Source organism: Psychroserpens sp. AS72 (genome assembly GCF_038900375.1).
Taxonomy (GTDB): domain Bacteria; phylum Bacteroidota; class Bacteroidia; order Flavobacteriales; family Flavobacteriaceae; genus Psychroserpens.
In genome coordinates, this window is sequence record NZ_JBBMRC010000003.1 from 109,834 (window position 1) to 122,352 (window position 12,519).

Below are 12,519 nucleotides of genomic sequence, written 5' to 3' on the forward strand. Positions count from 1 at the left end.
TTTACTCAAACTCCACCGAATTCAAAATCAACCCAGAAGCTGGAGCCACAAAATCCATAACCTCTGTGCTTTCTGGTTTTAATGAGTTTTCAATATAAGCTAAGTCTACGTCTCCTCTACCCAATTTTATAAGTGTTCCCATCATGAGTCGTATTTGATTACGACCAAAACCTTTTCCCTTTATAATAAGTGTGTATGTATTCTTCGGAAAAAAATTTGCTGTAAATAATGTGTTTTCGGTAAGTACGCAACTTTCAATTGTTCTTCTATACAAACCTTGATCTGTAGCTCTAAAACAATAGGGTTTAAAATTATGAGTACCTTCAAATAATTGCGCACCTTGTTTCATAATCTCAATATCTAAATCATCAAGAATGGTTGTCATTAAAGGCGCACAGAAGGGATGGCATTTATTTCCGAAGGTAAATAAATACACATACTCTTTAATTTTGGAATGCTGAATGATGTTAAACTCTGCATCAACTTCTTCAATTGCTAAAGCGCGTAAATCTTGTGGAAGATTATGATTAAACAACGCTAAAAAAGCAGTTTCATCTTCAATTTTTTCGTAAACAAACAACTCAAAAGCAGTTTCGTTTGCAGACACCATGGCATCTGTACGACCAGATCCAAGAGTCTTAAATGGCTTTCCGTCTAAAATAAAATTAAATGTTCTATCAATCATTAAATGAACCGTTTTTAACTTTGGCTGCTTTTGCCAACCATGAAAACGATATCCCAAATACTGAATTTTTATTAAATAATAATAGCGCTTATTAAACATGGAAGCAAGAACGCTATTTTATGAGTTTTTACAAAATATTTAAACGCATTGTTATTGGTAATTCTAATTGAAGTTCTATTTTTAAGCATAAAATTTGCTTGTGCTAAAAAAATACCCTTTTGATCCTTCTTTAAAACATCACTTGCTCATTGCTTTGGGTTTAGCCATCTGGATTTTTGTATTTTTATATTTCACAGAGCCACTTGATGTTAGTGATTTAAACACAACAGAGAAACTCAGCTTTTTACCTGGCTACGGAATTCTAGGAGCACTCTTATACATTGTAGTTTTACCATTTCAGAAATGGTTATTGAAAAGAAATTCGTCGCAATGGACACTTTTGAGTGAAATAACACTTTTATTAGTTTTTTGCATCATTTCTATTCTCGTCATTCGTCTCTACTATCTGCAAATTATTGTTGATTGGCATCCCAATCGTTATGACTTATGGTATCATTTAACATCCATTATATTACCAGCATTGTTGACCATTTTGCCTATTTTGATTGTTGGTCGTTATGGCTTCGGAAAATATAAGAACAAGAAACTAGAGGAACAAAAAATTGAAATTCAAGGTGAAGGTAATTATGAAAGTTTGCGCTTATTACTGAATGATTTGATTTGTATTCAATCATCTGATAATTATGTGGAAGTTTTTTATCTCGACGGAACTATGCTTAAAAAAAGTTTGATTAGAAATACATTATCAAAAGTAGCAAACGCATTCCCAGAATTACTGAGAACGCATCGTAGTTTTATTATCAATCCGTTTCATTTTCAATCCTGGAATACTGAAAAAGGAAAACATTTTTTATCACTTGCTCAAAACATTGAAATACCAATTTCAAAAACATACTTAGAAGACGTAAAAGCACAACTTCATTCTACCACAGAATAGATACATTTCACCCCAAACAACCATTATAATTGAATTACATGTGATTTCTGAAATATCTTTGTTTCAGAAAGTTTAATCATATTAAAATCAATTATCATGAGAAATTTAATCACAATTAGCCTCGTAATTTTATTCACTATTACATCCGTTTTTTCACAATCTAAAACTTGTGATTGTAAAACAGATTTAGACTTTATAGTCGAGAAAATGAGAAAAATGCCATCCTTTAAAAAACAAATAAAAGGTGATAAAAAAGATGATTTTGAAAACACTTATCAAAATTTAGTGTCACAAATGAAACAACCCTTACCTTTTGAAGACTGTTATAAATTATTATTAGAACAAACACTTTTGGTTAATGATGTCCATTTTAGTTTGGGTTATAAAAATGCTATTCTATCAAATGAGATATTAAAAGATAGCTTAAAATTAAAAGCATTTAAACTTACTGAAGAGTTTAAAAATCATCCAAAAGTTAATCTTAATCTTGATGTGCTAAAACAAAGATTAGAAGCTGAGCCTATTGATGCCATAGAAGGAATATACAGGTATGGCGAATTTCAGAAAGTAGGAGTTTACTATTCCGAAGATAAAACAATGCTCATTGGTGTTTTATTAGAAAACTCATTAAAACATTGGGAAGTTGGACAGATTAAATTTATGGCTACACATACAAGTAATCAAAAATATAATCTCTATTATTATGATACAGACACCAGAAAACCTGGCTTTGTAAAAAGTATCTCTTTAGAAAACGGCCGACTTTGGTCTTATAAAAAAGAAGGTAATTCGTTTAATTATGAGCTGCCAATTAAAGAGCAATCTAATTGGGAATTTAAAACCATAAATGACAATACTCAGTATATTTATTTGGGAACTTTTAGTAATAGTAATAAGAAAAAACATCAATCATTTTATAAAGAAGTTGAAAATAAACTCACTACCGAAAATGTAATTGTAGACCTTAGAAGCAACAGTGGTGGCAACGAAAAATTTTCAGATTCTTACGTAAAACTATTAAAAAATAAAAACGTTTATATTTTAACCAATTGTTTTGCAGGAAGTAACGGAGAACAATTTACCTTAAAATTGCGTCAAATTAAAAATTCAAAACATTTAGGGCAAACAACAAGAGGTATTATTGCCTACGGAATGAATTATGGTTATAATTATGATACACCTTCAGGTTATTTTAATATGACTCCTACAGATATGAATTTTCACAAATTTATTGAATACGAAGGAAAAGGTATTGCACCAGAAATACCATTAGATTTTAATAAAGACTGGATGGAACAAACTTTAGAAATTATTGCAAATGATGCTCAATAAAATAATTATGTTTTAAGTGGTTCTTATGCACGATTAAGCTTTCTATTTATTCATCATTAGAAAAAGCCATCACATATATTGTGATGGCTTATTTTTTGACTTTATAATTTATTTGTTTGGTGATTTAATTAATGTATTATCACTTTATTACTAGCTTTTGTACGCGTCTTTCGTTTAAATTATTATTTAATTCTATAATATAAATACCAGCACTTAACATACTAACATCGATTGTGTGTACCATAGAATTAGTTTTTAAACTGTTTGAAAGTACTACACGACCATTAGTATCAAATAATTCAACTTCAGAACCATTTTGTAATTGACCAGAAATTACAATCGTATTTTCATTATCGTTTGTAAAAATATCTAAGGTTTCTAAACTAGACTCTGTTACATTAAGCGTATCAGAACTAAAGCTAAGATAAAAACGCCCTACACCAGATAAATTGATAGTAGGTGTTAAAATATAATCACTATCTGTTAACAACGTAACAGTATTATTATACGTGTCTGCTAAATATACTTTTATATCATCTAGCATATCATTTTCAAGAATACTAAATGTTATTTCTTGTCCTTGTGAAGCATTAACTCCTAAAGGTACGATTATGTTGAACATAGTTTCAGGATTCAATGATTGAATAGCTAATGGAATTGTTGTACCATTATTAATCAATTGAGAATATATTGAAAACGAAGATGGTTCACCAAAAATACCTGCATCATAACCAGAATCAAAATCACCACTTGCATTAGTATTGAAATAAATATCTGTACTAGAATTTGAATTACTAGAGGTTAAACCTATTTTCAAATGTCCAAAATGTGGCGAATCTGTCCTTCTTCCTGCAATAAAATCGTCAGATGAACCAGCACAACGCATAGCAGTAGTAAAGTCTATAAGTCCACCACCAGATTTTGCTTTTACAAAAAACGCTTGACCTGGAGCTAGTAATTCAGTCTGAGCTGGTGAATCTATTGTAGCTTGATTCCAAACAGTCCATCCATCAGAAGCATCACCATCATATCCATAAATAGCTTGAGTTGACTCGTTATCTAATTGCATTTTGTTTAGTGTAAAAAATGAATTAAAATCAATATAAGATGGATATGGATTACCAATTAAATTCCATCCATCACCAGCTGCAGCATCAGAAATTGGTATATCTAATACATCATCAGTTCTTACAAGACCTGTAAATACCAAAGGACTACCATCAGTGGTTGCAGCTCTGTATCCCATTCCTGATTCGATTAAAGTTAATGCATTTGTTTGAGTATTGTAGTTTTCATAAGCTCCTGTTGTAGTATTGTAAGGAGCAAAAGCTCTTATAAATCCAGAAGCAGCTAAATTACTATCATTTAGTAGAGCAAATGATTCAAACAATTGAGTTGAAACGGGAGATGAGATTAAATCATTTGTACCAATTTGAGATGTAAATCTATGATAATTTACAACACCTATAGCTGTTCCATTTAAAATTAAACTAGAGTAAAGTTGAGATGTAGACTTTAAATCTATAACATCAGAAGTTAAGGTTACACCTGCATCAATTGTTACAGAAGCACCAGGATTTACAACTAAATTGTTACAAATTGTATTACTAGTAATATTGATACTTCCAGATTCTAAAATTATTGAATCAATTGAAGTTGCTAAACCAATTGGACTGTAAGGTGACCAACTACCATCAAAACTAAAGGTAATTGGAAATAATCTTCTAGATAGCTCTTCTTCATTTTCTTGATTTTCTTTCGAAGAATTTTGAAATGTTCTTTTTGTGTCTTGATTTAATGGTACAAAATCTGAGACATCAGTTTGGTTCTTTTTTTGGATATCTAATCCAAATTTCTCTTGTGCTTTAGAAAAATTTAAAATAAAAAAAGCAACTAAGAAAAACAAAGTAGGTTTTGTATTTTTCATAAGTTTGAGGTTATAAAATTTAGTTAAACGGTTAATTATAACAAACTTAGAAAAACACTGAAATAATCAAAAGAAAATTTTATTTATTCGATTAAAAAAAAATATATTCGTTTAAAAGCATATTTATTCGTCAAAATACATGTTTTGGTTTTATTTATGATTTCTTTTTTTTAAAATATTTACGACATCATTAAGTTTAAAACCTTTGGCTTGTAATAAAATCATGTAGTGAAAAAGTAAATCTGCACTTTCATCTAAAAATAATTTGTCATCATTATCTTTAGCTTCGATGACAACTTCAACAGCTTCCTCTCCTACTTTTTGAGCTATTTTATTGATGCCTTTTGTAAATAATGAAGCCACATAAGAGGTGTCTTCAGTAGCATTATTTTTTCTATCTTCTATTACAGCTTCTAATTCTGAAAGAAATCCGAAGCTCTGAACATTATCTTCATTCCAGCATGTATCAGAACCTTTATGGCAAGTTGGACCTTTAGGATTTACTTGAATTAAAAGGGTATCGCTATCACAATCTAATTTGATTCCAACAAGATTAAGTACATTTCCACTTTCTTCACCTTTGGTCCACAAGCGTTGTTTTGTTCTACTAAAAAACGTCACTAAGTTTGTTTCTACTGTTTGCTTTACAGCCTCTTCATTCATATAACCTAACATCAACACTTTACTGGTTGTTGCGTCTTGAATGATTGCTGGTACGAGTCCGTTATTTTTTGCGTAATCTATATTCATAATCATTTAGTATTGTCATTCCGAATGAAACTAAGAATCTTATTTAAAGATTTTTCACTTTGTTCTGAATGACATTATTTATAATCTAACCTCTATATTATTCTCTTTTAATTCTTTTTTTAAATCTAAAATTTCTATTTCTCCAAAATGAAACACACTAGCAGCCAAAGCAGCATCTGCTTTTCCATCTTTAAATGTATCCACAAAATGTTGAACGGTTCCTGCTCCTCCAGAAGCTATTATTGGAATATTTACACTTTCTGAAAGTTTAGCTAAAGCTTCATTTGCAAAACCAGCTTTTGTTCCGTCGTTATTCATAGATGTAAATAATATTTCTCCAGCGCCTCTTTGCTCAACTTCTTTAGCCCAATCAAACAAATTAAGCTTAGTTGGTATTGTTCCTCCAGCCAAATGAACCATCCATACATTGTTTATTTGCTTAGCATCTATGGCAACAACTACACACTGACTTCCAAATTTATTAGACAATTCGTTAACTAAATCTGGTCGCTTTACAGCACTTGAATTGATTGAAATCTTATCTGCTCCACATTTTAATAAATCGTCAACATCTTCTATAGATGAAATTCCTCCACCAACAGTAAACGGAATATTAACATGTTCGGCCACTTTTAAAACCATATCATGCATGGTTTTACGACCTTCTAATGTTGCAGAAATATCTAAAAACACGAGTTCATCTGCTCCTAACTTTGCATATTGCTTTGCAAGTTCTACGGGATCACCTGCATCACGCAAATCAACAAAATTAACACCTTTAACGGTTCTTCCGTTTTTGATGTCTAAACAAGGAATAATTCTTTTTGTCAGCATACCTTAAAGTCGTGTTCCTAAATCGCTTAATTTAATGTGGCCTTCATAAAGTGCTTTTCCAATAATAGCAGCTTCACAACCTAAGTCTTCAAGTTTATTAAGGTCATCAATTGACGTCACTCCTCCAGAAGCTATAAGTTTGATGTCTTTGGTTGCACTCAAAATGCGTTTATACAAATCAAATGATGGACCTTCTAACATACCGTCTTTAGCAATATCTGTACAAATCACATATTTAATTCCTTTGTTTTCATAACTTTTAATAAAAGGAATAACCTCCAAATTACTCTCCTCTTGCCATCCACTCACAGCAATTTTTTCATTATTACAATCTGCACCTAAAATAATTTTAGTGCCTCCATATTTATTAATCCAACTTTCAAAACGTTCAGCATCTTTAACAGCTATACTTCCTCCTGTAATTTGCTTTGCTCCAGAATTAAAAGCGATATGTAAGTCTTCATCAGATTTTAAACCTCCTCCAAAATCAATCTTTAAATTCGTTTTAGAGGTTATTTGTTCTAAAACCTTATAATTGACAATATGCTTTGCTTTAGCTCCATCCAAATCCACTACATGTAAATATTGAATTCCTGCACCTTCAAACTCCTTAGCGACTTCAATTGGATTTTCGTTATATACTTTTTTAGTGCTATAATCTCCTTTTGTGAGTCTTACACATTTTCCGTCAATGATATCTATTGCTGGTATTATTCTCATTTTGTATTTTAAATATTAATAAAGTTCTTCAAAAGCTGCTCTCCTATTTCTCCACTTTTTTCAGGGTGAAACTGCACACCATAAAAATTATCCTTTTGTAATGCTGAAGCATAGTCTAATTCATAATGAGTTGATGCTATTGCTTCTTGGCACATTTCCGCATAAAAACTATGCACAAGGTACATGAAAGCATCTTCCTTTATGTTTTTAAATAAATTAGATTTTAACCCATTTACAGTATTCCATCCCATATGTGGCACTTTAACAGCATTTGAAAATCGCTTCACATCAACATTAAAAATCCCTAAACCAGTTGTATTACCTTCTTCACTAGAATTACACATCAATTGCATTCCTAAGCATATCCCTAAAACAGGTTGTTTTAACTTCGGAATAAGTTCATCTAATCTACTTTTTCTAAGCATTTTCATTGCAGAACTTGCTTCTCCAACTCCAGGAAAAATGATACGATCTGCAGATGTAATGATCTCAGGATTATTTGATAAAATGGCATCAATACCTAGTCTTTTAAAAGCAAATTGAATACTTTTTATGTTACCTGCTCCATAATCGATAATTACTAGTTTCATTAAAGTTTTTTTTAGATTTTGTCATTCAGAGCAAAGCGAAGAATCTCATCTTGTAATATAGATTCTTCAGTCGTACCTCCTTTTGAATGACAAAAAATTATAACATGCCTTTTGTTGATGGTAAAATCATTTTCTCAACATCCCGTTTTACAGCCATTTTAATTGCTTTTGCAAAGGCTTTAAAAATGGCTTCTATTTTGTGATGCTCATTGGTGCCTTCTGCTTTTATATTCAAATTACATTTTGCACCATCTGTAAATGATCTAAAAAAGTGATAAAACATTTCGGTTGGCATTTTACCAATCATTTCGCGTTTAAAATCTGCTTCCCACACCAACCAGTTCCTTCCACCAAAATCAATTGCAGCTTGCGCAAAGCAATCATCCATTGGCAATGAGAATCCGTAACGTTCTATCCCTAATTTATTACCTAATGTGGTTGCGAATAATTCTCCCAAAGCAATTGCTGTATCTTCTATGGTGTGATGCTCATCTACTTCTAAATCACCATCTACTTTGAGATTTAAATCTAATTGCCCATGACGCGCAATTTGATCTAACATATGATCAAAAAAAGCAATTCCAGTATCAATGTTGCTTTTACCAGTTCCGTCGAGGTTTAAATCTATTTTGATTTTTGTTTCATTAGTATTTCTTTCAATAGTTCCTGTTCTAGCATCTGTTTTTAAAAACTTGTAAATCGTTTCCCAATCGTTGCTTTCTAATGCTATAAAATCATCTAGTGCTTCACGTTTTACTGTAATTTCATCAGTTCCTAAATTGGTGTTATCGTTTATAAAAATCCCTTTTGCGCCTAAGTTTTTTGCCAGTTCAATATCTGTTAATCGATCTCCAATAACAAAGGAATTTACCAAATCATATTCCGAAGAAAAATACTTTGTTAATAATCCTGTATTCGGTTTTCGAGTTGGTGCATTGTCTTTTGCAAAGGTTCTATCAATAAACTGTTCTTTAAAAACTACACCTTCTGCTTCAAATGTTTTTAGCACAAAATTATGCACTGGCCAGAACGTATTTTCTGGATAAACATCTGTACCTAAACCATCTTGATTTGTAATCATGACAATTTCAAAATCTAATTCTTTTGCTATTTTGCTTAAGTACGTAAATACTTTTGGATAGAAATCCAGCTTTTCAAACGAATCGATTTGTTCATCTGCTGGTTCTTTGATGATGGTTCCGTCTCTATCTATGAATAGTACTCTTTTCATGGTTATTTAGGTTTATTGTCATGCTGAATTTATTTCAGCATCTCATTATTTGTGTGATTCTGAAACAAGTTCAGAATGACGTAGTCTTTTATAGCGCTTTTAAAGCAGTAACTAGTTTTATGTTTTCTATTTGTGAACCCACTGTAAATCGTAAACAGTTTTTACAAAGTGGTTGATTGGTTCTATTTCGTACAACAATGCCTTTGTCAATCAATTCTGAATATCGTTTGTTAGCATCATCCACTTCAGCCAAAATAAAGTTAGCATCAGACGGATGGACTATAGTAACAAACTCAATATTTTTTAATTCTGAAATGAGCCAATCACGTTGTTCTATAATCTTTTGAATTTCTTCGGAAACTTCTTTTGATTTAAATAATCGCTCCAAAGCTTTCAATTGCGTTAACTCATTAACATTATAAGGTGGTTTAATTCTATTTAAAACTGAAATTATTTCTGCGGAAGCATAACAAACGCCTAAACGAATTCCCGCCATACCATACGCTTTTGACAAAGTTTGTATCACTATTAGATTAGGAAATTCCTCTAATCTAGTGATCCAAGAATCTTCTTTTGAAAAATCAATATAAGCTTCGTCAATTATTACTAGTCCGTTGAAATTTTTAATTAGCTTCTCAATATTATACGCCTCAAAACTATTAGCTGTAGGATTGTTTGGTGAGCATAAAAACAACAATTTAGTATGTGTGTGTGCTACTCTTAAAATTTCATCAATATTAGGTTGAAAATCATATTTCAATTCTATTTCAATATTTTCTACCGCATTAATATTTGCTAAAACACCATACATCCCATACGTTGGTGGCAATGTGATAATCTTATCTTGATTTGGTTCGCAAAATGCTCTAAAAATTAAATCTAATACTTCATCGCTTCCGTTTCCTAGTAAGATATTTTCTGTAGGAATACCTTTTAGTTTTGATAACTGAGATTTTACTTTATTCTGTTGCGGATCAGGATAACGATTCACACCATTTTGAAACGGGTTTTCATTCGCATCTAAAAACACCATATCATCTGTAACTTCTTTGTATTCATCTCTTGCAGATGAATATGGTTTTAGGGTTTTGATGTTTTCTCGAATGAGATTGTTTATGTTGAATTTTGTTTTCATTGTCGTCACACTGAATTTATTTCAGTGTCTCATTAAGTTATTCGTGTGTGATGCTGAAACAAGTTCAGCATGACGTTTCTATTTCAAATCGTTCAGCCTCAAAGTCACAGCATTTTTATGCGCTTGTAAACCTTCAGCTTCTGCCATTAATTCAATGGTGTTTCCAATATTTAGAATCCCTTCTTTTGTTATTTTCTGAAATGTAATACTCTTAGTAAAACTGTCTAAGTTAACTCCAGAATACGCTTTACTAAATCCGTTGGTAGGCAACGTATGATTGGTTCCAGAAGCATAATCTCCAGCACTTTCTGGTGTGTAATTACCAATAAATACAGATCCTGCATTTGCAATATTATCGACGTAGAAATCTTCGTTTTTTGTGCAAATAATAAAATGCTCTGGTGCATATTCATTTATCATCTCTAATGCGATTTCATCGTTCTCAACATAAATCAATTTAGAATTGTCAATTGCTTTTTGAGCCATTTGCATTCTTGGCAATAGTTTTATTTGCTGTTCAATTTCCGAAGAAACATTATCAATTAAATTTTTTGATGTAGACACTAGAATCACTTGGCTATCTGCACCATGTTCTGCCTGGCTTAACAAATCTGAAGCAACATAACTCGCAATTGCGGTATCGTCTGCAACAACTAAAAGCTCACTTGGACCAGCTGGTATATCTATAGCAACTCCATATTTTGTAGCTAATTGTTTTGCAACAGTTACGTATTGATTTCCTGGTCCGAAAATTTTATAAACTTGCGGAATAGATTCTGTGCCAAACGTTAATCCTGCTATAGCTTGAATGCCTCCAACTTTTATGATTTTAGTTACACCACACAATTGTGCTGTATATAAAATTTCATTAGCTATTTCACCTTTTGCATTTGGTGGTGAGCATAATACAATTTCTTTGCATCCTGTAATATTTGCTGGTACTGTCAACATTAAAACTGTTGAGAATAATGGTGCTGTTCCGCCAGGAATATATAATCCTACTTTTTGAATCGGACGTTTTTCTTGCCAACAATCAATACCTTTTGATGTTTGAACAGAAACACGTTCTGTTTTTTGAGCTGCATGAAAGATTTCAATATTTTGCTTTGCCGTTTGTATGGCTTGTTTTAATTCTGAAGACACTAAACTTGATGCCTTTTCAATTTCTGCTGAAGAAACAATCATTGATTCTAATTGAGCTCCATCAAATAATTCGGTGTATTTTGAAACTGCCTTATCGCCTTGTCGTTGAATATCGTTAAAAATTTCGGTAACCGTGTTTTCAATATTTTCAACGGTTTGCGTTGGTCGTTTGAGGAGTTCTGACCAATCTTTTTTGTTTGGGTTTATTATCGTTATCATTATAATACCATGTTTTCAATTGGACAAACTAAAATACCTTCTGCTCCATTTTGCTTAAGTTCATCAATAACTTCCCAAAAATCATTTTTATTAATCACTGAGTGTAACGAACTCCAACCTTCTTTTGCCAGTGGCAATATTGTTGGACTGTTCATTCCTGGTAAAATATTTATGATAGTTTCTAATTTATCATTTGGTGCATTTAGTAACACATATTTGCTTTGTCTTCCTCGTAATACAGATTGTAATCTAAACTGCAATCTGTTTAATGTTTGTTGATTTTCCGAAGAAATCAAAGGAGATACTGCTAATACTGCTTCCGATTTCAACAGTACTTCAACTTCTTTTAATCCGTTTTTGAAGAGTGTACTTCCACTAGATACGATATCAACAATAGCATCTGCTAATCCAATATTGGGCGCAATTTCTACTGATCCGTTAATGATGTGTAAATTAGCACTGACCTTATTTTTCTCTAAGAATTGGTTGACTGTATTTGGATACGAGGTTGCAATTCTTTTGCCTTCTAAGTCTTTAATACTGTTATATTTTACGGATTTAGGTACTGCTATAGAAACCTTACAAGATGAAAAACCTAACTTTTCAATTACTGAAATACCATTGCCTTTTTCTACTAAAACATTCTCTCCAATGATTGCTGCATCTACAACTCCATCTTTTAAATATTGAGGAATGTCACCATTTCTAAGATAAAATACTTCTAAAGGAAAATTCTTGGCAGACGCTTTAAGTTGGTCTTTGCCGTTATCAATTGAAATCCCAATGTCTTTTAGGATTTTCATGGAGTCTTCATTAAGTCGTCCTGATTTTTGTACTGCAATTTTTAATTTATTCATAGTATTTCCCGAGAAAGCGGGAATCTTTTGTTTTGTGCTTGATACAAAGAATGACCTTTTTGAAAACAAAAAACCCATCTGAAATATCAAACGGGTTTT

Annotated in this window: 12 protein-coding genes; 2 read left to right on the forward strand and 10 right to left on the reverse strand. The window is 31.7% G+C overall.

Annotated features, from left to right (window positions below; genetic code table 11):
- Position 1: 1 nt before the first annotated feature.
- Entirely contained in the window at positions 2-784 is a 783-nt protein-coding gene (locus tag WNY78_RS06705) for a tRNA pseudouridine synthase A (protein WP_342872427.1), read from the reverse strand.
- 100 nt (positions 785-884) lie between these two features.
- Between WNY78_RS06705 and WNY78_RS06710 the strand changes: the two genes are divergently transcribed.
- Both WNY78_RS06710 and WNY78_RS06715 read left to right on the forward strand, forming a co-directional pair.
- Positions 885-1,682, forward strand: a complete 798-nt coding sequence (locus WNY78_RS06710) for a LytTR family transcriptional regulator DNA-binding domain-containing protein (RefSeq protein WP_342872428.1) — start codon at positions 885-887, stop codon at positions 1,680-1,682.
- A 96-nt stretch (positions 1,683-1,778) separates the two neighbouring features.
- Complete coding sequence (locus tag WNY78_RS06715; RefSeq protein WP_342872429.1) at positions 1,779-3,014, forward strand: hypothetical protein; 1,236 nt, start codon at positions 1,779-1,781, stop codon at positions 3,012-3,014.
- 139 nt (positions 3,015-3,153) lie between these two features.
- Here WNY78_RS06715 and WNY78_RS06720 read toward each other — a convergent pair whose 3' ends face one another.
- The 9 genes from WNY78_RS06720 to hisG all read right to left on the reverse strand — a co-directional run bounded on the left by WNY78_RS06720 (position 3,154) and on the right by hisG (position 12,420).
- Positions 3,154-4,941, reverse strand: coding sequence for a T9SS type A sorting domain-containing protein (locus WNY78_RS06720; RefSeq protein ID WP_342872430.1), 1,788 nt, complete (start codon positions 4,939-4,941; stop codon positions 3,154-3,156).
- Positions 4,942-5,091: 150 nt separating this feature from the next.
- Complete coding sequence (gene hisIE / locus WNY78_RS06725; protein ID WP_342872431.1) at positions 5,092-5,691, reverse strand: bifunctional phosphoribosyl-AMP cyclohydrolase/phosphoribosyl-ATP diphosphatase HisIE; 600 nt, start codon at positions 5,689-5,691, stop codon at positions 5,092-5,094.
- 78 nt (positions 5,692-5,769) lie between these two features.
- Positions 5,770-6,525: an imidazole glycerol phosphate synthase subunit HisF gene (gene hisF / locus WNY78_RS06730; protein WP_342872432.1), complete on the reverse strand. Its 756-nt coding sequence runs from the start codon at positions 6,523-6,525 to the stop codon at positions 5,770-5,772.
- A gap of 3 nt (positions 6,526-6,528) precedes the next feature.
- Positions 6,529-7,245, reverse strand: coding sequence for a 1-(5-phosphoribosyl)-5-[(5-phosphoribosylamino)methylideneamino]imidazole-4-carboxamide isomerase (gene hisA / locus WNY78_RS06735; protein WP_342872433.1), 717 nt, complete (start codon positions 7,243-7,245; stop codon positions 6,529-6,531).
- Between the two features lie 8 nt (positions 7,246-7,253).
- Entirely contained in the window at positions 7,254-7,835 is a 582-nt protein-coding gene (hisH, locus tag WNY78_RS06740) for an imidazole glycerol phosphate synthase subunit HisH (protein WP_342872434.1), read from the reverse strand.
- A gap of 97 nt (positions 7,836-7,932) precedes the next feature.
- Entirely contained in the window at positions 7,933-9,066 is a 1,134-nt protein-coding gene (hisB, locus tag WNY78_RS06745; RefSeq protein WP_342872435.1) for a bifunctional histidinol-phosphatase/imidazoleglycerol-phosphate dehydratase HisB, read from the reverse strand.
- An 88-nt stretch (positions 9,067-9,154) separates the two neighbouring features.
- Positions 9,155-10,201 (reverse strand): histidinol-phosphate transaminase, encoded by a 1,047-nt coding sequence (gene hisC / locus WNY78_RS06750; RefSeq protein WP_342872436.1) that lies wholly within the window; start codon positions 10,199-10,201, stop codon positions 9,155-9,157.
- A 78-nt stretch (positions 10,202-10,279) separates the two neighbouring features.
- Positions 10,280-11,563 (reverse strand): histidinol dehydrogenase, encoded by a 1,284-nt coding sequence (hisD, locus tag WNY78_RS06755; RefSeq protein WP_342872437.1) that lies wholly within the window; start codon positions 11,561-11,563, stop codon positions 10,280-10,282.
- Positions 11,563-12,420, reverse strand: a complete 858-nt coding sequence (hisG, locus tag WNY78_RS06760; protein WP_342872438.1) for an ATP phosphoribosyltransferase — start codon at positions 12,418-12,420, stop codon at positions 11,563-11,565. The genes hisD and hisG overlap by 1 nt, the downstream gene beginning before the upstream one ends.
- Positions 12,421-12,519 lie beyond the last annotated feature (99 nt).

What these genes read in the sequence shown, in the direction of transcription:
- WNY78_RS06705 (WP_342872427.1), bottom strand. Translation starts at nt 784, where the DNA reads ATGTTTAATAAGCGCTATTATTATTTAATAAAAATTCAGTATTTGGGA.
- WNY78_RS06715 (WP_342872429.1), top strand. Translation starts at nt 1,779, where the DNA reads ATGAGAAATTTAATCACAATTAGCCTCGTAATTTTATTCACTATTACA.
- WNY78_RS06720 (WP_342872430.1), bottom strand. Translation starts at nt 4,941, where the DNA reads ATGAAAAATACAAAACCTACTTTGTTTTTCTTAGTTGCTTTTTTTATT.
- hisIE (WP_342872431.1), bottom strand. Translation starts at nt 5,691, where the DNA reads ATGAATATAGATTACGCAAAAAATAACGGACTCGTACCAGCAATCATT.
- hisF (WP_342872432.1), bottom strand. Translation starts at nt 6,525, where the DNA reads ATGCTGACAAAAAGAATTATTCCTTGTTTAGACATCAAAAACGGAAGA.
- hisA (WP_342872433.1), bottom strand. Translation starts at nt 7,245, where the DNA reads ATGAGAATAATACCAGCAATAGATATCATTGACGGAAAATGTGTAAGA.
- hisH (WP_342872434.1), bottom strand. Translation starts at nt 7,835, where the DNA reads ATGAAACTAGTAATTATCGATTATGGAGCAGGTAACATAAAAAGTATT.
- hisB (WP_342872435.1), bottom strand. Translation starts at nt 9,066, where the DNA reads ATGAAAAGAGTACTATTCATAGATAGAGACGGAACCATCATCAAAGAA.
- hisC (WP_342872436.1), bottom strand. Translation starts at nt 10,201, where the DNA reads ATGAAAACAAAATTCAACATAAACAATCTCATTCGAGAAAACATCAAA.
- hisD (WP_342872437.1), bottom strand. Translation starts at nt 11,563, where the DNA reads ATGATAACGATAATAAACCCAAACAAAAAAGATTGGTCAGAACTCCTC.
- hisG (WP_342872438.1), bottom strand. Translation starts at nt 12,420, where the DNA reads ATGAATAAATTAAAAATTGCAGTACAAAAATCAGGACGACTTAATGAA.